A 21,594-nucleotide genomic window follows, 5' to 3' on the forward strand; every position below is an offset into this window, starting at 1 on the left:
ATTAGCTGCGATTGCAGATTGTTCTGTTGGCATAGCCGCTGATGGTTTCAGTTGTTTATCGACACTCATGCTGCATCTCCGGCAATGACTTGCAGGACTGATGCGTCGTCCAGCTCACCGCGCAAATACTGGCCGCACGCTTTGCGGTCCCGTAACACCAGAATGCGGTCGCTGCAACGCAATACTTCGTCAATTTCAGATGAGATGAACAGAATTGCCATTCCTTTGCGACAGAGTGAAACGACATAATCCATGATTTCCTGCTTGGCACGCACATCAACGCCACGTGTCGGTTCGTCCAGAATGAGCATTTCGGGATCGGTCGCCAGCCAGCGCGCCAACAATGCTTTTTGCTGATTGCCACCGGATAGCTTGCCAATGGGGGTTTCTGCGCTGGGCGTTTTAATACCAAGCCATTTAATATAATTATTGGCGATTTCCTGCTGGCGCTTGCGACCGATGACATGCATCAGTCCTGCCCGCGCTTGCAAGGCTAGAATAATATTCTCTCGCACGCTGAGTTCAAGAATCGCGCCTTCTTCTTTGCGATTCTCTGACGAGAATCCAATACCGGCAGCAATCGCGTCACGTGGCGAATTAAATTTGTGAATCTTACCTTTGATGGCGATGGTTCCCGAGTCTGCTTTATCTGCGCCGAACAATAGACGTGCCGCTTCGGTCCGCCCTGAACCCAATAAGCCACATAAGCCAAGTACTTCCCCACTGCGACATGTAAGATCCAGTGGTGTCAACGCGCCTTTACGCCCAATTCCTGCTGCCTCCATGTAGGTGGCGCTGCTGGCTGAGTTTTGGTCCACCTCGGTTAATGGCAATGACTGCAAATTTTCTTCACGCGCGTTGCTGAGCGCAAGCGCTTCTTCAGCGCTGACGCCAACCATTTTGTTGACCAGGTCGTAGCGGGATAAGGCGTTGACGAGGTATTCGCCTTCACGGATGCCATTACGTAATACGGTGATACGATCAGAAATATCGAATGTCTGTTCGAGGAAATGGGTCACAAACAAAATGGCCAGCCCTTGTTCACGCAGGCGTCGCAATACAGTGAACAGCATTTGGACTTCATTGTCATCAAGACTTGAAGTTGGCTCGTCCAGAATTAATACTTTGGCTGAAATGCTGAGTGCGCGTGAAATGGCGACCATTTGCTGCACCGCCAGCGAATAGCGTGATAACGGCGCGGTCACATCGATGTCAACCTGTAATTCGGCCAATAATGTTTGGGCATTTTGTTTCATCATCGGCCAATCGATGAAACCATTTTTCATCGGATAACGGCCAATAAAGATATTTTCAGCAACCGATAGATTGAGACATAAATTGACCTCTTGATAAACCGTGCTGATTCCAAGATTTTGGGCTTCCAGAGTTGAACGCGGTTGCACCGGTCGACCGTTTAACAGGATACGTCCGCTATCGGGTTTATAAACACCGGTCAATATTTTGATGAGTGTTGATTTTCCAGCCCCATTTTGGCCCATCAACGTGTGCACTTCTCCCGGAAATAACAGGAGATCGACATCAGTTAATGCCTTGACGCCGGGGAATGCTTTATAGATGCCACTGAGTTCTAACACCGGCTTCGAGCGATGTTCAGGACTAGAAAATGGGGTCGATAATGGCGTAGTAATGGATGTCATCATGGGCAAAAGACTTCCCGAAGAATCCCATTACCGGCACAAAAAAGTTAAGATGCGCGCAGCAATAGGATGAGATGCATTAGCCATACAACAGAACAGTGAATGACTGAGCGTCAGAACCGTCGCCCTTTGCACACTTGCGTCTACTCCGATTCTGTTTTGCAAATCGGGAGCAAACGCTAAGGTCGTGCACTAAGTTTGCTCCGGTCCTGGACTAGGCGTCAATCATTGTCGCTCGTGGTTGCTCGTGATGTAGCGCCAACCGTTTAGTGTCAATACTTACGGTTTGGAAACTCTTTAGCAGCGATTTCGGCTGGGAACACGCCCTCCACCGTGGTGATCCGTTTTGGCACTGATTTACCAGCAACGATGTCTTTGGCAACTTGCATCAATTGTGGTCCCAGCAATGGACTGCATTCGACGGTGACGTTCAACTTACCCGCCATCATGGCTTCGAATGCGCCTTTCACACCATCCACCGAAATGATGAGGATGTCTTTACCTGGTTTAAGACCGGCTTCTTCGATTGCCTGAATTGCTCCAATCGCCATATCGTCGTTATGCGCGTACAAGACATTGATTTTCTTGCCTTCAGCTTTAAGGAAAGCTTCCATCACTTCCTTGCCTTTGGCACGCGTGAAATCACCTGTTTGCGAGCGGATAATTTTGAGACGTGGATTCGTGGCGATCTCTTGCTCGAAACCGGCTTTGCGGTCAATCGCCGGTGCAGACCCTACCGTGCCTTGCAATTCAACGATATTGATATCACCGGCTGGCATGGTCTTGGCGCGCTCTAGCAACCAGCGACCAGCACGGTGTCCTTCTTCAACAAAGTCAGAACCAATAAAGGTGACATAAAGCGATTTATCTGTGACGTTGACCGCGCGATCCGTGAGGATAACTGGAATTTTTGCGCTTTTGGCTTCTTTTAGGACAGTGTCCCATCCTGATTCCACTACTGGAGAAAATGCAATTACATCCACTTTTTGGGCGATGTAGGAGCGGATTGCTTTGATCTGGTTTTCTTGCTTTTGCTGTGCATCCGAGAATTTAAGCGTGACACCGGCTTTGCCCGCGGCGTCTTTGATCGACGCCGTATTGGCGGTGCGCCATTCACTTTCAGCGCCTACCTGCGCAAAACCCATTACTAGTGATTTGTCTGCGAATGCACTCGATGCAATCCCAAAACCTAGTCCTAAAAATAATGCGGACGCTAATATTTTTTTGCTGGTTAATTTCATTTGTCTTCTCCTTGGAGCTGGTTTAACACGCTGTTTGCGGATCATGCGACGCATAACGCGCCGATGTTTGTTTTACTGTTCTTTGATTCCGCAATGCTTCGCCTTGCAACAATTCGCTGTTCTGATTGTTCCAAACCACTTCATATCCTAGAAGAAAGATTGATATTTATCCAATGAATTTTTTGCTGTAAGCGATAACCATTTAGGTATTGAATCAAATTCAACATCGAATAGTTATTTTTTTAATATTTATTTAAGAGATTTGAGTATTGCTTATTCGAATTATTTCATCATTGAAAGCTTTATAGTCGATTAAGATCATTGCATAAACCTATCAGAATACTATTCCAATATTAAATATATGATAAACCCGAAACCATCAGGAACGACCTCTTCTGCCATCCGCGTAGTTGAACTCCAATCGGCGACACAACGGTTGCAAGTTCTACCGACCTTGGGTGGAAGTATTGCTGCATGGGATTGGAAGTTGAAAGAACAATGGAGTCCTCTTTTGCGGTCATGGGATGGAACCTCAAAGGATCGCTATGCCATGGCCTGTTTTCCGCTGGTTCCATGGTCGAATCGGATTACTGATGGCGGGTTCACCCATCAAGGACGGCACTATCCAGTTCTTGAAAACCGCGCGGGCGAGCCATATCCGATTCACGGGGATGCGTGGCTGCAAAAATGGCGGGTTGCCAACCGAACCCCAAACAGTATTCAATTGACGCTAAAATCGGATTGCTTTGATGGCAATCCACACAGTTATCGTTGCAGCCAGACTTTGACGTTAACGGACGATGGGCTATCGATAGCGTTATTAGTAACCCATTTGGGAGCCGAATCCTTACCTTACGGCCTCGGATTACATCCCTACTTTCCACGAAATGAGGCGACGCGATTTAGTTCGCGGGCCGATGGCGTGTGGCTTTCGGATAGCGATCAGATCCCGACTGCTCACACGAAGGCCTTTCCACAGACCTGGAATTATAATCATCCAGCCGCATTGGAAGGACCATTGATTGATAATTGCTTTACGGGATGGGATGGAAAGGCGCTGATTAGCTACCCTGACCGAGGGCTGGAACTGTCAGTGACAATGGATAACTGTAGTAGCTATAGTTTGATGTATCGGCCACCGAAGCATGACTATTTTTGCTTCGAACCAATTACGCATCCAATTAATGCATTCCACGTAACCGGAAAACCAGGTTTGGTCACGCTAGCACGTGGACAAACTCTCTCGATGAAGACCCATTTTCAGGTCAGCGTAATGTAAGCGTACTGTAGATCCTGAGCTGAAATCCGGCTGGTCCGGAAATCAGCCTTGCCTGACCGCCAATCGGCAGCGTGACTTTATCGCGCACATGACCGAATGGCAAGCCGGTCAAAATTGGAACAGATATGTTCGAACGCAAATAGGCCAACATGGCATCAAAATCGTAGCCGTTGTCGTGGGCCGCCAAGCGATAATGTGAAAAATCGCCCAGCACTATCGCCTGTTGGCGCTCTGCAATTCCGGCGTATTGAAGTTGTAAGATCATCCGTTCGATGCGATACGGATGCTCACCGATATCTTCAAGAAATAAAATGCCACCATCAACTTGCGGCAAATAGGCCGTTCCGATAAGGTGATTGATCATCGCCAGATTGCCACCCCACAAAGTGCCGGTGACATCAAGGTCTGGATTTCCGTTGGTCTCCACATCGAGCGTTTGCTCTGCTTGACGCAGGCTTTGCCAGAAATGAGACATGGTGAATTGACTCAGTTCCACGTCACCAAAGTCACTAAATAACATCGGTCCGGCAAAGCTTTGCAATCCGGTTTGCGCCAACAGGGCCAGACTGAAAGCAGTGAAATCGCTATGGCCGACGAAGAGCTTTTTACTTGCTGCGATCCGCTCAAAATCTAACAACGGTAACAAGCGCGACATGCCGTAACTGCCGCGTACTGCCATGACAATTTGCACTTGTGGATTATCAATCGCTGCGTATATTTGTGCCAACCGCCCTGCTTCGGTGCCGCCAAATCGCTGATATTTCTGCGTCCCGTCGTAGTAGTTATAAACGACGCAACCTTGTTGTTGCAGAGCCAGAATGCCACGCCCAAGCACCTGCTGATCCAGCGCATAACCGCTTGGCGCGATCAACGCAACGCCAACTTTTTTGGCAAATAGCGCAAGCTCTGGTGTTTGCAAATCGGCTGGCAAATCGGAATTTTCTAGATCCACTGATGCGTCCTGGAAACGTTTTACAATAATTCAGGTTGATTTTTTTGCGCCAGACGACGCTCGGAAAAAAACTGTTTAAGCAGTGTGCCACATTCGTCGGATAGGACACCACCGGTTAACGCGGTGTGATGGTTCAGCCTTTCTTGCTCAAAGACGTTGAGCACAGAACCGCCAGCGCCAGTCTTTGGATCGCTAGCGCCATAAATCACGCGTGAGAGGCGCGCGTGCATCATTGCGCCTGCGCACATCAGGCAGGGTTCCAGTGTGACATAGAGTTCACAACCGGGTAGACGATAATTGCCAAGTAACGTCGCGGCAGCCCGCAGCGCCATTATTTCGGCATGCGCAGTTGGGTCATGATTGCCTATCGGATGGTTAAATCCGGAGGCGATAATAACGCCATCTTTCACCACGACTGCGCCGACCGGCACTTCACCCAATGCCCAAGCGTTATGTGCTTGCGCTATTGCTTGCCGCATGAAAATGTCATCGGTTGAAGCGGCGTCTATTGGATGAGAAAGATTATCCATACGGTGAAATTTATCAGAACAACTAATAATGCATGGAAACGAAGAGAATTGCGCAACCGTTGCGCTGACCATTCACTCATATAAATGAACTTTGCGCGCTTGAGTTGAAGGTCCGGTAACTGACCTCAAGGCGTATTAATCAACGATCTTCAGAAATCTCAGCCCAGCAATTGGGTGTTTCGTGCAATACCAATTTTTGCAAATGCAAACCTGTACCGTAATGATCTTTATACGCAGCTTTGAGGATGTCATAGGCAGCGCGGGCAAGATTTTCGACAGTCGGAATACGATCAATGATCACTGTCTTGTGGTCTGGCAAAGTCGCCAAAAAAGCGCGCACGACGGTGTCTTTTTCATAGACCAGAAATGCATGGTCCCAGACATCAACCAGATGCTGTTTAGCCAGCGTCTTGATATCCGAAAAGTCCATAATCATGCCATTGTCGGAGCTTCCCTCGACTTCAATAATGGCACCGACCAACGTAATTTCAAGCGTATAACGATGGCCATGCAAGTTGCGGCATTGGCTTTTGTGATCGGGGATGCGATGACCGGCATCGAACTCTAATTTGCGAGTAATGGTTAACATAATTCATTTTCAATTAATACTGATCAACTATTTGATCTAAAACGAGTCCAAATCATCAAACCCGAAGCGCTTTAAGGACAGTATTGAATCACAGCTTAGCAATGGAACTTTGCAAGGCAGACTTCAGAAGCAGTACAAAGGCTTAAAGACGCCAATGGTATGAGTTTAGGGAATCTGTAAAAGTTTGTGCGTTTGCAAGCTCAATTTCCACTTCGGATTGCGCTTGCAGGTTTCAATTGCGCGTTGCAGATTATCCGCCAACAACGGACCATCCATCGCCTGCAAATAGAAATGATCGAAATCAAGCGTTTCATATGTCGCCAGCGCTTGTCCGAGTTGGGGAATGACGACTTTGAGCTCATTTCCTTTGTGGACTTTAAGCACCGATCCCATTTTTGGGCTGACGCAGATCCAGTCCACACCGGCTGGCACGTCGATTGTTCCGTTGGTTTCGATGGCGATTTCAAAACCGGCCGCGTGCATGCTGTCGATCAATGCAGCGTCCAGTTGTAAAAGAGGCTCGCCGCCGGTGAAGACGACAAATTTGCTGGCGGTATACGATTCCGGCCACAACGCGTTGATCGTACTGGCCAGTGCGTCAGCAGTCTTGAATTTGCCGCCGCCTTCCCCGTCCGTCCCGACAAAATCGGTGTCACAAAACTGGCAAATGGCTTTGCTGCGATCTTCCTCGCGTCCGGTCCACAAATTGCAACCGCTAAAGCGACAAAATACCGCGGGGCGTCCGGCGTGCGTGCCCTCGCCTTGCAGTGTATAAAAAATTTCTTTGATGCTGTATGTCACGGTGCTTCTCACAAATAACTGAAAATGAAATCAACCTAGCATTTTAACGTACAAAATGGTATTTCCTGCTGTGACCGACTTTAGTCAGAATGACGATATAAAACTGACACTCATTTATCGAATACGATTTCTATTATATCGAATCAATTAAGTGATCAATAAGGCAATCATTTCAACCAAATAAAGTCCTGATCGCAAAATGCGGAAAATCGCCTTAGAATGCAAGCCAGCCCGGCAAAACTTGAGGAGCCCCACTGAAAGCACGATAGGGAAAACCACGATTGAGCTCAGCAGTTAGGATGGGTTGATTAAGTGTGCAAAGCAAAATCCACAGCCCAGCCTATAATATTCCATGGCTACCCCATGCACCGCCACCGCTACCGTTAATATGTGGGAGGATTTTCATCCTGCTGTCTCGGCTTGGTTCCGCAGCACTTTTAAGAGTGCCACGGAAGCGCAGCAGCTCGCGTGGCCGTTAATTCGCAGCGGTCGTCCTACCTTGGTCGCGGCACCGACCGGATCCGGCAAAACCCTGACGGCTTTTTTGGCGGCGATAGACGCGCTGGTAAAAGAGAGTGTATTGCGCAATGGCATCCTGCCGGATGTGACTTCAGTGATTTATGTTTCTCCACTGAAAGCGTTGTCTAATGATATCCGTATTAATCTCGATGCACCGCTAGAAGGCATTGCGCGCGAACTGGCGCAGATGGGCTTGCCCGACCACGGCATACGAGCCGCTGTGCGCACTGGCGACACGACCACTGCCGAACGACTGGCAATGCGCAAACGCGCACCGCATATTCTCGTCACCACGCCGGAATCCTTATACGTCCTGTTATGTTCCGATAGTGGTCGGGCGATGTTGGCTGGCACACGGACGGTCATTGTTGATGAGATTCATGCAGTTGCTGGCAGCAAGCGCGGCAGTCATCTGGCGCTAAGTCTGGCGCGGCTTGATGCGCTTTGCGAACAGCGTCCCACCCGGATTGGCTTGTCCGCGACGCAAAAACCACTGGATGCAGTTGCGCGATTTCTGGTGGGACGTTACGACGATGGCACTGAAACAATGGTCAACGACTGCGCTATCGTCGATGTCGGCCACATCCGTCGACGCGATCTGGCGATTGAATTGCCACCCGTTCCGCTCGAAGCCGTCATGGCCAATGACGTATGGGAACGGGTTTATGACCGAATGGCAGAACTGGTCTCCATGCATCGCACGACGCTGGTATTCGTCAACACGCGGCGCATGGCTGAGCGTGCCGCCCGCCATTTGGCTGAACGTCTGGGAACCAGCGCGGTCGCCGCGCATCACGGAAGCCTTGCCAAGGAATATCGTTTAGATGCTGAACAACGGCTTAAACGCGGCGACCTGCGCGTGTTGATCGCCACCGCGTCGCTGGAGCTGGGTATCGATATCGGTGATGTTGATCTGGTTTGTCAGGTTGGTTCACCTCGCAGCATCGCGGCCGTTTTACAACGTGTCGGGCGTTCAGGGCATCAGGTTGGCGGCATGCCCAAAGGCCGCCTGTTTCCGACATCACGGGATGACTTGATTGAATGCGCGGCGCTGTTGGATTGCATACGGCGCGACGAACTCGATTTGCTCCACATTCCAAACGCCCCGCTAGATGTTCTGGCCCAGCAAATTGTTGCCGAGGTGGCTTGTCAGGAGTGGACCGAAGATGAATTGTTCGCGCTGGTTCGGCGTGCTGAACCTTATGCAGCACTGGCGCGCGGGCAATACGACGCGATCCTTCGCATGCTGACTGAAGGCTATACGGGGCGAAATGGTGTCCGTGGTGCCTATCTGCACCGCGACACCGTCGCTGGCACATTGCGGGGGCGAAGAGGCGCGAAGCTGACGGCTGTCACATCCGGCGGTACGATACCCGATAATGCAGATTACACTGTATTGCTGGAACCGCAGGGACATCCGATTGGGACGGTGCACGAAGATTTTGCGGTCGAAAGCATCGCGGGCGATATTTTCCAATTAGGCAATACGTCTTACCGGATTCTGAAGGTTGAAACCGGACGGGTTAGGGTTGAGGATGCGCATGGCATGCCGCCGAGCATCCCTTTCTGGCTCGGCGAAGCACCCGGACGAAGCGATGAACTGTCGGTCGGGGTCGCACGTTTGCGCGCCAGAGTTGATCAGCTTCTATCGAGCACAACTGGCATTCTGCGGCTACATAACGTCAAGGATGCCGATTCCGACAGTACGGTCACATTTAGCGGGGAGACGCCCACTCTGTCGGCGGCTATTGACTGGCTGGTTGAACAAGTCGGCCTTGACGATAGTTCGGCGCGCCAGATCGTCGATTATCTCGCGCCTGCCCGCGCTGCATTAGGCGCACTTCCAACGCAAGATACGCTGGTGATGGAGCGTTTCTTCGATGAATCGGGCGGTATGCAACTAGTGCTGCATTCACCGTTTGGCAGTCGCATTAACCGCGCTTGGGGGTTGGCGCTACGCAAGCGTTTCTGCCGCACCTTCAACTTCGAATTACAGGCCGCAGCCACCGAAGATGCCATCGTTTTATCACTTTCAACCAGCCAGAGCTTTGCCCTGGATGAAGTCTGGCGCTATTTAAAGTCCGGCAATGCCGAACACGTATTGATTCAGGCGCTGCTGGATGCACCGCTATTCAATGTGCGTTGGCGCTGGAACGCGACGGTTGCACTGGCGCTGCCACGCTATAGCGGCGGCCGTAAAGTCGCGCCACAATTGCAGCGGATGAAAAGCGACGATCTGTTAGCCGCCGTATTCCCTGATCAGGCAGCATGCCTTGAGAATGTGGTTGGCGAACGTGAACTACCCAATCATCCATTGGTGATGCAAACCATCGACGATTGTCTGCATGACGCGATGGACACCGTCGGCTGGATTGCACTGCTACGCCGTATTGAGCAAGGTGATGTGACGCTCATTGCCCGCGACTTGCCAACGCCATCGCCGCTGGCCATGGAGATACTGAATGCAAGGCCTTACGCTTTTCTTGATGATGCACCATTAGAAGAACGCCGCACTCAAGCCGTACAAAGTCGTCGATGGACCGATCCTACTTCGGTTGACGATATGAGCGCACTGGATGTTGACGCCATCGCAAGCGTCGTCGAAGAAGCATGGCCACGCGTACGAGATGGTGACGAAATGCACGAAGCACTGATGAGCCTCTCGTTCGTTACCAACACCGAGGCAAGGCGGTATGAAGGCTGGAGGGACTGGCTGCAATCGTTGGCGCTGAGCGGACGTGCAACACTTATGTCAATTTACCCGGACGCTACCGACGGTATTTGGATTCCACTGGAACGCATCGCTTGTTTTCAGGCGGCTTACCCGCAAGCAGTTTCCACCCCGCCCTTATTCAACCGGCAAAAAGCGCACAGTGATGGGGAGCGCAACTGGAACCGCGATGAGGCAATTGTTGAGATTCTGAGAGCGCGGCTTTCTGGTTTCGGGCCGCAATTGCTAGCGGAGCTAACGCAGACCGTCGGATTACCAGCGATGACCCTTACCTCCGGGCTGGTTCGGCTTGAGTCAGAAGGTTATGTCATGCGCGGGCGCTTTACACCCGGCATCGCCGAGGAAGAATGGTGTGAACGGCACCTGTTGGCGCGTATCCATCGGTACACAATCAAGCGTTTGCGACGGGAAATTGAACCGGTCGAACGCCAGGATTTCATGCGATTTCTGTTCGATTGGCAGCATTTAACACCAGATACACAATTAAAAGGACCAAATGCGTTGTCATCCGTTATCGCCCAATTGGAAGGATTTGAAGGGGCTGCGGCAGGCTGGGAAAGCGCGATCCTTCCAGCACGATTGAGCGACTATTCCCCGCAGTTGCTAGATGATTTATGTCGTAGTGGCAAGGTGGTGTGGACCCGTATTGCAGCGCCGTTACGCGCTGGGGCCGGTCCGCTGCGTAGTACCCCAATCGCACTTCTGCAACGTCGCCATTTGCGTATCTGGAATGCGCTTCAACCTACCAATGAGCAACCCGAAATATCACCGCGCTCAGAACGTGTCCACATGGCGTTGCTACGCCATGGCGCAATGTTCTTCGATGAACTACTCACTGATACACGTTTGCTGCCAACAGAGTTGGAAAATGCACTTGGTGAATTAGTTTCCGCTGGCCTGATCAATGCTGACAGTTTTGCAGGATTACGGGCATTGTTAGTGCCAACAGCGAAACGCGCCGAACATTCCCGCCGCCGTCATCGGGGCTGGCCTATGACAACTATGGACGAGGCTGGGCGTTGGGCTTTGGTGCGCCCTATTGCCTCAAATATCGACCCAGACCGCGATCCAGACCGAGACCCAAACCTTAATATGACACCAACAACCATTTCGGGCAGAAAACCACGAATCGATCCATTGGTGCTGGAACACATTGCTATGGTGTTATTGCGGCGCTATGGGGTTGTTTTCTGGCGGTTACTTGAACGCGAAGCCAATTGGTTGCCGCCATGGCGTGATTTGCTCCCCATCTTCCATCGTCTTGAAGCGCGGGGAGAACTACGGGGCGGCCGTTTTGTCGGCGGTTTATCGGGCGAACAATTCGCCTTACCGGAGGCCATTCCACTGCTCCGTGATGTGCGTCGGCGGCCTGGTTCCGGTGATCTGATTTGCATCTCTGGCGTCGACCCTCTTAACCTCTGCGGAGCCATGCTGCCCGGCGAAAAAGTCCCTGCATTGAGCGCTAACCGCGTGCTATTCCGGGACGGACTGCCTGTTGCAACGGTGATTGCGGGAAAAATAAGCTATCTCATTGCGCTTGAGTCAGGCGACCAGGAGCCTATCCGTAAAGCGTTAACAGGTCTTCATTAACCTTCGTCATTGCGCGTCATCTAAAGGCAAGTTCCTAGACGCTTCCCAAAAGAAATAACACCGCGTTGGCGTTGGCCTAAAAAAAGCCCGCATGACCTTTCGGCTGCGGGCTGAATCCAAACCTTAGGAGGTATTGGAGGAGACAGATTCAATATACCGTTTCACAAACAATCGATGATGCCTCTTTACAAACTATTACATTCATACAGAGTTGGCGCTCATCCACGTCGATGACATTGGAATATTTTATATTTCCCTAAAGAAATTAATATGGTGCAATAATTGCAGACTTATCCGCACCAGCATAGCAATTACGGGATGTGATTATTTGCCTGATCAGCATTTTCACATGGCAACTTGCGGTTAGGCCCGCGTGGTATTTCGCTGCGATATTGCGCGTCCCACTTTCACTCTGGACGAAACGATCACTGAGATCAGGCAGCCGCCAGCGACGCGACATGCCCAATTTTTAGTCGAATACGCAAGGCAACGGCGGTACCCGATGACAACCTTGCACCGCTGTTAAATTGCCCAGCCACCGCCATAAAATACTGCCAGAACGATCGCGATGGCGACTGTGCCGAATGTTAGCTTGCGGTACTCGCCTGAAACAATGCGGCCGATTACCAAGGTACAGAAGCCGAGCATAATGCCCGTTACGATATTGCATGTCAGGACAATGAATACGGCACAAACTAGTCCAGCCATCGCATCGACCGTATCCTCCATATGCATCTTGCTGACACTGCCAAGCATCAATAATCCGACGTACATCAATGCGGGCGCAGTGGCGTAGGAAGGCACCAGGCCAGCCAATGGCGAGAAGAAGATAACCCCGAGAAACAGCAAGCCGACCACCACTGCAGTAAGACCGGTTCTAGCGCCAGCGGCTGTGCCGACGGTGGATTCAATATACGCAGCAGCAGGTGCACCACCGACAAAGCCAGCAAATATTGAACTGAGTGAGTCTGCTGTCAGTGCACGACCACCGTTGAGAATGTAGCCGTTTTCACTGACTTGTCCAGCCTGTCCGGCCACCGCACGAATGGTACCCGTGGCATCGAACACTGCAGTCATGACCAACGCCAGCACGCTCGGCAATACTGTCATGCTCAGCGCGCCTTTGATATCCATCGCGCCGATCAATGAGGCGTGACCCGGAGAGCTAAGCGCTGGCCATGCAAACACACCCGCAAATTTAACGGCTGGATCAAATATTAATCCGATGATTGATATGACAATGACGACTAGTAAAATACCGCCTGGCACACGCCGACGTTCAAGACCGAAGATAGCCGCCAGTCCAACGATGCTCATCACGACTGGAAAAGAGGTGATGTGGCCAAGTGCCACTGGCAATCCAGGACCGGCATTTTTAACTACTAAACCTACGTCGTTTGACGCAATCAATAGCAAGAACAAACCGATACCGACACCCGTTCCGTGGGCGACACCGGCAGGCAAATTTTGCAGAATCCATGAACGCACGCCGGTCACTGAAATAGCCGTAAAGACCAAACCAGTCAGAAAGACTGCACCAAGAGCGACAGCTGGCGTTATGCCTTTGCCGAGCACCAAGCCAAACGCAGTGAATGCCGTCAACGAAATCGCACAACCAACCGCGATAGGCAAACGCGCCCAGAAACCCATTATTAGAGAACCAAAGGCGGTAGTCAGACATACGGCGACAAATACGGCGCTAACATCAAACCCGGCCTTGCCCAGCATATCCGGCACAACGAACACCGAGTAGACCATTGCTAAAAAGGTGGTGACCCCGGCAATAATTTCACGACGCTGCGTACTGCCGCGTGCAGTGATTTGAAAGTATTTGTCTATCCTGCCGGTTCCTGTTTCGGGTACAACCCCGATAGCTGGGTCAATGCCAGCGGCATCAAGACCGGAAGCTTTAAAACTACCTGTCGGCGGGGACTGAAGTTGTGGTTCCATCATGATCAAGCTACTCCTTTATTATCCTCTGAGGCAATATGCGTGCAATCGTCTTCAGGGTGTCTCGTGTTATGTTTTTGAACGCACCCGAATCGAGAAGCAATACCTCGGTCCTAGCCCGCTCTTAGTATGGAATGTGTGAATATTTCCCACAAATACAGCTTATGGTATGAAAAGTATCGGACCCATCATGATAGGTAAATAACCGCCATTTGCTTTTGGATATGCGGGAACGTTATAACGAGCAATAAATTATGCCCACGCCAGAACCAAAGCAGATCATTTATCAATGATAAATATTGGTTTTTAGCGCTAGAGCAAGGGAGAAAAAATTGGTAGAGAAAGCAAAATGACCCAATTAGCACTTCATTAATGCGTTATTTTTTCAACAAACGTCGATCACTTTTCTCGCTAATTAAGAGCTGCTGCCGGCTCCCGTGGCCGAATGCAACGGCGCTAACAAAAATTGCAGATCTTCCGTATTAAATTTCTGTGCCAATGCGCCGTCGCTGCCCAGCACTCCTTCGGCCAGCGCTGCTTTGCGAACTTGTAAATCTAAAATTCTTTCTTCGATACTGCCTTCGATCACCAGTTTGTAGACGAATACCACGTGCTCTTGCCCAATACGATGCGCGCGGGCCGTAGCCTGCTCTTCAACAGCCGGATTCCACCATGGGTCCATGTGAATAACGGTGTCTGCGGCGGTCAAGTTCAAACCGACGCCGCCAGCCTTTAGACTAATCAACAAAATCGGTACGGTTTTACTTTGAAATTGCGCGACTAATGCACCACGCTTTGCTGGCGGCGTCTTGCCGGTCAGGGCAAGCCAAGGGATTCCCAATAGCTTGAGCTCAGCTTCGAGCATGCCGAGTAATTCAGTAAATTGAGAAAATACCAGAATGCGACGACCTTCGGCGACCAGCGACGGCAGCATGTCGCGCAGCATTTCTAACTTGGCGCGTTCCATTGTTTTGGCGTGTTGTATTCCCTTTAGTAAATATGGATCACAACATACTTGTCGTAGTTTGAGTAATGCGTCGAGGATGGTGATTTGTCCTCCAGAAAATCCCTTGCGCTTTAATATACGCCGCACATGCTCGTCAGCGGCCACACGCACACTTTCATAAAGCGCGCGCTGCTGGCCTTGTAATTGCAAACGTTTGATCACTTCGATCTTGGCGGGTAACTCAGTGGCGACTTCATCCTTGCGTCGTCGCAGGATAAAAGGCCGTATCCGTTGCGCCAATAACTGTGCCCGCAACGTTTCACCGCTTACTTCAATTGGCTTGCGCCATAAGCGCATAAAACTGCGCGCATCTCCTAAAAAACCGGGCATCAAAAAATCGAATTGCGTCCATAACTCACCGAGATGGTTTTCCAACGGTGTGCCTGTAATGCAGAGACGATGACGCGCCTTTATCCGGCGCACGGCGTTCGCACTGCGGGCTGCGGCATTCTTAACGGTCTGTGCTTCATCCAAGATCAGCATGTAAAAATCTTGCGCTTCGAGGATGGTTCGGTCACGCCACAGCAAAGGATATGTCGTCAGGACGACATCATGATCTGCTATGCGAAAAAAATCCTGCTTTCTGTTTGGCCCTTGCAACGTCATAACACGCAGACTTGGTGCCATGCGTTTTGCTTCAGATTGCCAATTAAAGACGAGCGAGGTGGGCAGGACAATCAATACTGGACGATCCAGTCGACCAGATTGCTGTTCTATCAGTAGATGAGCAAGCGCCTGAGCGGTCTTCCCCAAGCCCATGTCATCCGCCAGGATGCCAGCCAAATTTTGCGCGCGCAGATATTGCAACCACGCCACACCATGTAACTGATACGGCCGCAAAGTGACACCCAAGCCGGATGGTGCCTCAATCGGTTGTGGGCCAGACGATTGTTGCAATCGTTGCGCCAACTCGCGTAATCCGACGTCTCCACGTAATTGCCAGGCGCCGTGCTTGCCTGCGCGTTGCGCCTGCGTATTCATCAGATGTAGACGCATCGCTTCGAGACGATAAGCATCCCAGGATGACAGTTGTAGCGGACCATCCTTACGATCCGGATCGGTCAGCAACTCCAGCATGCTTCCTACAATTACCTTAAGCGGCGCGGCCTCCGCCGCAATCCGCTTTCCGTTTGGCGTACGTAGCAGGATCACTGCATCGTCATCAATCAACGCCAGTCTTCTGGCGTCAAGCCAGCGTGCATCACGTTGCAATAAATTCGCTAGTAACGGTGTCAGGTCCAGTATTTCTCCGTCAATCTCTATACCTAGCGTCAACATCCACGATTCACCGGAAGGTTGACTTAATGCTGTTAAAGCCTGAGGCCGGTTCCGCATGCGCGAAATCACTTCCTTATTGCGTATTTCGCCGGTTTCCGTGCTGACAGTGAGATGCCACGCATCCACCGCCACGCTTTCGTGCGCAAAGCCTGGATGCACTACCACCGACCAACCTTCCGCTTGCAACATCGGCAACTGGTCGGCCCAGAAATCACCAAAAAAACCTTCTTGTACAAGCGTCCAAAGTGAGGCGAACTCTTGCCCGTCGCTAGCCGTGCGCCACTGCAAATTTTCGCTGGGGAGCGGGTGCAAACCGACATCCCACACGCGATCCAATGCGTCAGCTTCTGCATCAAAATTGCGTGTCAACACGCGTTGCCCTAATGCATCCTCGGCGTATTGCGATGATGAAGGGCGTCGATTTAATAGCGCGATTGGCGCAGGGGTTTCCCAATACAAGCCCTCATCATTGGTATAAGTCCACATGATACGCACGACCGTCACTAGCCCGCCACGGGGGCCAAATGGACCAGATGGTTTCATCCCTAAAAGACCGTCACCACGGCTTAAAGTTTGCAGCGTCAGTCGTGGGCGGAAATGACCCATCGATACGGGAGCATTATTCGGGAGCATGGATCATCTATCTGAGCAGAAGAAGAGGCAGTATGAACAATGTATCAAAGCGTTAAAGCTAGTGATAAAGGACCCCAATCACGCGTCGGATTGACAAATAACAATCTCGTGATCATTGATTAAACGATCACGAGATTCAGATAGCAGCCATCACTGTTGTACAGGCTTCACCAGCAAATGGCGACCAATTCACTCGGAGCACTTTCGCAAAAATGCCCATCACGCGCATTACGTTACCCGAACTAAATCAGTCTGGTTACATCAGGCCGGTTTAGGACCTTTGCGATGTGGCTTAGGTTTTGTTTTTGCAGCGTCAGAACGGTTGTTAAAATCGTTTTTATTTTTGAACGGTGGTTTATCGCTTTGTTTCTCACCCACGCGTCTGTCGCCTCCCATTTTTGGAGAAGCAAAAGATTTGCTGTTGCCCGCAAATTTTTCGGATGCTTGCGAACGCTCACCAGCGTGACTAATACGTAGTTGCTGCCCTGCCACCCAGACAGTTTTTAAATGTTCGAGCAGTTCTTTTGGCATACCTTCTGGCAAATCGAGCGTGCTGTGATCATCAAATATTTCGATGCGGCCAATATATTTGGAATCCAGACTAGCTTCGTTGGCGATAGCGCCCACAATATTGCCAGCCTTCACACCGTGTTCATTTCCGACCTCAATACGGAAGCGCTCCATACCGGCATCAGGTTTACGATCATTGCGTTCTTTTTTTGGAAACTCAGATCTCGCAGCATGGTCCGGTGATTCAGAACGTTCCTTACGTTCAAACTTATCGGACGGCGAGGCACTATTTTCTCTCGGATTGCTGGGGGAAAAAGCTGCCTTCGATGTCGCCGACGCTGGCGATGTAGCAGATTTATGTCCAGCACTGGCCGTCGCACCATCAGCACTTATACGTAATTGCTGACCTGCTACCCATACAGTTTTGAGATGTTCAAGCAGTTCAGCAGGCATGTCGTTCGGCAAATCCAGCACGCTATAGTTATCGAATATTTCGATGCGTCCAATATTTTTTGAATCGATCCCCGCTTCGTTAGCAATCGCGCCAACGATATTGCCAGGCTTGACGCCGTGCGTATGGCCGACTTCTATGCGGAAGGTTTGCATGCCGACATCTGCTGCGCGATCAACACGCTCTTTCCTTGGGGCTGCCGGACGCTCATTCCGATCCGAGCGATCATTGCGATCGAATCTTTCTGCACGCTCTGCTCTTTCACCACGTTCGGGACGATCAAATTTGCCTGCATGAGAAGACCGCTCGTCCGACCAGGACGAAGTAGGCGACGCTTCACGCTGATTTTTATCCAGCAATAGCGGTACATTGCCACGCGCCATTTTTGCGAGCGCGGCAGCGATTTCGATGGCAGGAACGTTGTTTTCACGTTCATATTCTTCGATGATGGCGCGGAATTGCTCCAAGTCACCAAGACTCAACATCTCGCCTATCTGACTTTTAAACTTCGCAATACGGACATCATTGACAGCTTGAATGCTTGGCAATATTAACGGCTCAATGGGTTGGCGTGTCGCCCGTTCGATCGCTTTTAGAAGACTTTTCTCACGTGGTGTAATAAATAAAATTGCCTCGCCGCTACGACCGGCGCGACCGGTGCGCCCCACCCGGTGGGTGTAGCTTTCCGGATCGTGCGGCACATCGTAGTTGACGACGTGACTGATACGCTCGACATCGAGACCACGCGCTGCGACATCGGTGGCGACCAGAATATCAATGCGCCCATCCTTTAGCTGTTGGATGGTGCGTTCGCGTTGTGCTTGTTGGATGTCGCCGTTAATTGCGGCCGCAGAAAATCCACGCGCTTGCAACTTGCTGGCCAATTCTTCGGTACCCAATTTTGTGCGCGAAAAAATGATCATGCCATCAAACGTTTCGGCCTCTAGAATGCGAGTGAGCGCTTCTAGTTTTTGCATGCCGCTTACCAACCAATAGCGTTGACGAATGTTGTCAGCAGTGCCAGTTTTTGCTGCAATTGCGATTTCAGATGGGTCGCGCAAATACGTTTTTGCGATACGTCGGATGACCGATGGCATCGTTGCGGAGAACAATGCTGTCTGACGTGTATCTGGCGTTTTCTGAAGAATATTCTCGACATCGTCGATAAATCCCATGCGCAGCATTTCATCGGCCTCATCCAGCACCAAGGTTTTCAGCTGCGACAAATCCAGCGTATTTTTATCCAAATGATCAATCACGCGACCTGGCGTACCGACCACCACGTGCACACCACGGCGTAAAGCTCTTAACTGCGGCTCATAACTTTGGCCACCATAAATAGGCAAAACGTGAAAACCGGGAATATGGGCGGCGTATCGTTGAAAGGCTTCTGCAACCTGAATTGCGAGTTCACGCGTCGGCGCTAAGACAAGCGCCTGCGGGGTTGTTTGTTTGATATCAATGCGGGACAGAATCGGAAGAGCGAAGGCGGCGGTCTTTCCCGTCCCGGTTTGTGCTTGACCCAACACGTCGCGATTCGCTAAAAGAATCGGGATGGTGGCTGCCTGAATCGGGGACGGAGACTCATATCCGACTTCTTTCAGTACGCGTAACAGCGGCTCACTGAGATTCAAATCGGCGAATAAGGGAATAGGTGTTTCTGACATGATAACTCGCAGGTTTGCTCGAATCGCACTATGCGAAACAATGTGATGCGTAGTTTACTCTGTTGTAGGGTCATCGGGGCTTATTGACGCTAGGTATCCTACTTGTACGTAAGATAACTTCAGCCGCTCTCGCCGATAAAATAGTAACGCAGGTCTGGAAAAAATGTTGATTGGTGTGAATGTGGCCCCACGCCTTGTCCATACACCAGCTTAATACAAAACGCATTTTATGTTTCCTGTGCTCCGGCAACTTGGAAACCTGCTCTGTTGCATCAACGATGTCAGCAATAATAACGTATGCGCTTCACGCATGAATCTCTGCGCAATAGCGAGGCCAATGCCGCGTTGTGCACCAGTGACGATGGCGACCTTATTATATAATTTCATCAAAACACCTGGCCCGTAACAAGGCTTCATCAATAAGTGGATGACCATTGCCGGGGGAATTCAGACCAAAAAGTCTGATCAAAAAATCTGAGTCATATTTGAGTAATACAGATAGCCCGAAAAAAAGGCCTCAGAAAAAGGCATGAGCGCCCGATAGGATGGTCAAAAGAATATTGTGGTAGCGTTAAATTCAATTGCATATTTATTCCCGACGTTAGATTCATTCAATAAAAAAGTGATGAATCAGTCGGAATCAAACAGTCGGGTTTAGATACATTATTTCGGTTATCCCGCTTTGTTAACTATAAGGGATTATTGCGCATCGTCGCAAGTTTAGTATGGTGCTTATTGCGACATGACCGAAATTATTCATTCTGTAAAATCGTACATCTAACCGATCCTTACACTCAAACTTGGAGTTGTACTGTTTAACCGTCTTATTGCCATATGAAAAGCGCAAAGCCGCGACGCATTTGAGATAGATACAATCGCCGAGGCTGAGCGCAATGGTTTTTCTATATGCCGATTATGCGATATCGCCGAGTAGTCGAATAACCCTTTCGCTGGACTGCTGAAATCCATTTGTGAGCAACTTCTGCGCCTCTTCTTTTTTCCCTGATTGATTCAGGCTGACGACATTGGACGCGTGATAATGGAAATTTTTATGTTCCGCAACAAGTTGCTGAAACGACGCGTATTTTCCTAGCTGCTCACGTGCAGATCCGTGTAACCACTTTCCCAAGTCGCAGCGATTATCGAAACAAATAACTTCCGGACGCAGATCCTCGCTAGATTTTCCCGCGAGATAAGTATCTAACCTAATTTTCCAGTTTTCATGCGCCGCAATCGCGGCGCTAACATTCAACTCACGAATAGTCTTAAGCTGAATTTCGGACACTTCATTTGGTCCGTTCTGCTTTGAGTTGCTATCCGCCCCAAAGATATTTTTAAAAAATTTCAACATGCATGACACTCCCTGTTTTTCGTTTATTGATAATCAAAGATATTGCAGCAATTCATTTGCCACATCGCCATAACCTGAAGTCTTCGGCTGCAACATCGCCACGCAGAATTTTTAGTCTCTGAAGTGCATCACCCAAAAGACGTGGGCCTCTGAAAGCTTTCCAACGACTGCCTGCAAATATGTCATGGTCGAATATCACCTGTTTAATTTGAACCGGATGGTAATGCTGGAACACAGTTTTGTAATGAATAACGTCGAATAAAAGAAGATTATCTAGTTAAGCGAGATATTAGAAATTGGTCAAACGAAATGGTTCGTCATTGATCACAATTATGGCTATTTACTTAAGTGAGAATGTTTGCATTGATGGGAATCAGATGTGAGATTTGATAGTTCGGTGACTACACACTGTGAAGTGTGGCCGACAATCTTGATCAGTGGGGCACATGCGACATATAAAATTAGGGGTGAATTGAAGGCCTCTTATTATCATCACTTACCTGAAGTACGGTTAGTAATCCCACATTTTTATTGTAAATATCATATTTTTTCGGATTTACATGACTATTCGAACTGTACCCATTGCTGCCGATTATCCTGCGTCGGTAGCAACGGAAGAGAAGTAGCGGAAATACGCTGATCAACGTCAAAAAAAAGAGCGTTAAGACAACAAAGAGGAGGTAATCGACTAGCGGCGTCTCTTGGTCGGGCACGGCGTCCGGAAATCTCAAGATTAAACGTTGAGAGGGTGTTGGGTGTTGGGTGTTGGGTGTTGGGTGTTGGGTGTTGGGTGTTGGGTGTTGGGTGTTGGGTGTTGGGTGTTGGGTGTTGGGTGTTGGGTGTTGGGTGTTGGGTGTT

12 protein-coding genes and 1 pseudogene are annotated in these 21,594 nt (G+C 50.1%); 2 read left to right on the plus strand and 11 right to left on the minus strand.

Translation table 11 applies throughout. The annotated features are described in order from the left end of the window. Nucleotides 1-65: 65 nt before the first annotated feature. On the minus strand, nt 66-1,658 hold the full coding sequence (locus tag ACXX82_RS24615) for a sugar ABC transporter ATP-binding protein (protein WP_322240699.1): 1,593 nt from the start codon (nt 1,656-1,658) through the stop codon (nt 66-68). 272 nt (nt 1,659-1,930) lie between these two features. Further along, nucleotides 1,931-2,899, minus strand: coding sequence for an ABC transporter substrate-binding protein (locus ACXX82_RS24620; RefSeq protein WP_458563936.1), 969 nt, complete (start codon nt 2,897-2,899; stop codon nt 1,931-1,933). 361 nt (nt 2,900-3,260) lie between these two features. Between ACXX82_RS24620 and ACXX82_RS24625 the strand changes: the two genes are divergently transcribed. Further along, nucleotides 3,261-4,178, plus strand: coding sequence for an aldose 1-epimerase (locus ACXX82_RS24625; protein ID WP_322239231.1), 918 nt, complete (start codon nt 3,261-3,263; stop codon nt 4,176-4,178). On the opposite strand, the gene ldcA is transcribed toward ACXX82_RS24625, so the two are convergent. The 4 genes from ldcA to queE all read right to left on the minus strand — a co-directional run bounded on the left by ldcA (nt 4,165) and on the right by queE (nt 7,050). Next, complete coding sequence (gene ldcA / locus ACXX82_RS24630) at nt 4,165-5,097, minus strand: muramoyltetrapeptide carboxypeptidase (protein ID WP_458564055.1); 933 nt, start codon at nt 5,095-5,097, stop codon at nt 4,165-4,167. The two genes, ACXX82_RS24625 and ldcA, sit on opposite strands and share 14 nt — an antisense overlap. A gap of 53 nt (nt 5,098-5,150) precedes the next feature. After that, a complete protein-coding gene (gene tadA, locus ACXX82_RS24635; protein ID WP_322239235.1) occupies nt 5,151-5,660 on the minus strand; it encodes a tRNA adenosine(34) deaminase TadA in 510 nt (169 codons plus the stop codon). Nucleotides 5,661-5,799: 139 nt separating this feature from the next. Continuing rightward, nucleotides 5,800-6,249, minus strand: a complete 450-nt coding sequence (gene queD, locus ACXX82_RS24640) for a 6-carboxytetrahydropterin synthase QueD (protein ID WP_322239237.1) — start codon at nt 6,247-6,249, stop codon at nt 5,800-5,802. Nucleotides 6,250-6,414: 165 nt separating this feature from the next. Further along, a complete protein-coding gene (gene queE / locus ACXX82_RS24645) occupies nt 6,415-7,050 on the minus strand; it encodes a 7-carboxy-7-deazaguanine synthase (protein WP_322239239.1) in 636 nt (211 codons plus the stop codon). A gap of 352 nt (nt 7,051-7,402) precedes the next feature. On the opposite strand from queE, the gene ACXX82_RS24650 reads away from it, so the two are divergent. Further along, nucleotides 7,403-11,890 (plus strand): DEAD/DEAH box helicase, encoded by a 4,488-nt coding sequence (locus ACXX82_RS24650; protein WP_458563937.1) that lies wholly within the window; start codon nt 7,403-7,405, stop codon nt 11,888-11,890. Nucleotides 11,891-12,412: 522 nt separating this feature from the next. Here ACXX82_RS24650 and ACXX82_RS24655 read toward each other — a convergent pair. From ACXX82_RS24655 to ACXX82_RS24675, 5 genes and pseudogenes are all read right to left on the minus strand, one after another. Beyond that, nucleotides 12,413-13,843 carry an NCS2 family permease gene (locus ACXX82_RS24655; protein ID WP_458563938.1) on the minus strand — a complete coding sequence of 477 codons (1,431 nt, stop codon included), beginning with the start codon at nt 13,841-13,843 and terminating at the stop codon, nt 12,413-12,415. A 412-nt stretch (nt 13,844-14,255) separates the two neighbouring features. Beyond that, on the minus strand, nt 14,256-16,757 hold the full coding sequence (locus tag ACXX82_RS24660) for a DEAD/DEAH box helicase (protein WP_458563939.1): 2,502 nt from the start codon (nt 16,755-16,757) through the stop codon (nt 14,256-14,258). A 261-nt stretch (nt 16,758-17,018) separates the two neighbouring features. Continuing rightward, nucleotides 17,019-19,385: a DEAD/DEAH box helicase gene (locus ACXX82_RS24665; protein ID WP_458563940.1), complete on the minus strand. Its 2,367-nt coding sequence runs from the start codon at nt 19,383-19,385 to the stop codon at nt 17,019-17,021. Between the two features lie 913 nt (nt 19,386-20,298). Then, on the minus strand, nt 20,299-20,736 hold the full coding sequence (locus ACXX82_RS24670; RefSeq protein ID WP_458563941.1) for a CZB domain-containing protein: 438 nt from the start codon (nt 20,734-20,736) through the stop codon (nt 20,299-20,301). Between the two features lie 564 nt (nt 20,737-21,300). Next, nucleotides 21,301-21,594: pseudogene (locus ACXX82_RS24675) on the minus strand (hypothetical protein); the annotation flags it as partial.

The sequence above is a fragment of the Glaciimonas sp. GNP009 genome, from assembly GCF_054343755.1.

Bases quoted from the DNA above. Each gene is read 5' to 3' on its own strand.
- ACXX82_RS24620 (WP_458563936.1), bottom strand. From the start codon at position 2,899: ATGAAATTAACCAGCAAAAAAATATTAGCGTCCGCATTATTTTTAGGA.
- ACXX82_RS24625 (WP_322239231.1), top strand. From the start codon at position 3,261: ATGATAAACCCGAAACCATCAGGAACGACCTCTTCTGCCATCCGCGTA.
- ACXX82_RS24615 (WP_322240699.1), bottom strand. From the start codon at position 1,658: ATGACATCCATTACTACGCCATTATCGACCCCATTTTCTAGTCCTGAA.
- ACXX82_RS24665 (WP_458563940.1), bottom strand. From the start codon at position 19,385: ATGTCAGAAACACCTATTCCCTTATTCGCCGATTTGAATCTCAGTGAG.
- ACXX82_RS24650 (WP_458563937.1), top strand. From the start codon at position 7,403: ATGGCTACCCCATGCACCGCCACCGCTACCGTTAATATGTGGGAGGAT.
- ACXX82_RS24660 (WP_458563939.1), bottom strand. From the start codon at position 16,757: ATGCTCCCGAATAATGCTCCCGTATCGATGGGTCATTTCCGCCCACGA.
- queD (WP_322239237.1), bottom strand. From the start codon at position 6,249: ATGTTAACCATTACTCGCAAATTAGAGTTCGATGCCGGTCATCGCATC.
- tadA (WP_322239235.1), bottom strand. From the start codon at position 5,660: ATGGATAATCTTTCTCATCCAATAGACGCCGCTTCAACCGATGACATT.
- ACXX82_RS24670 (WP_458563941.1), bottom strand. From the start codon at position 20,736: ATGTTGAAATTTTTTAAAAATATCTTTGGGGCGGATAGCAACTCAAAG.
- ACXX82_RS24655 (WP_458563938.1), bottom strand. From the start codon at position 13,843: ATGATGGAACCACAACTTCAGTCCCCGCCGACAGGTAGTTTTAAAGCT.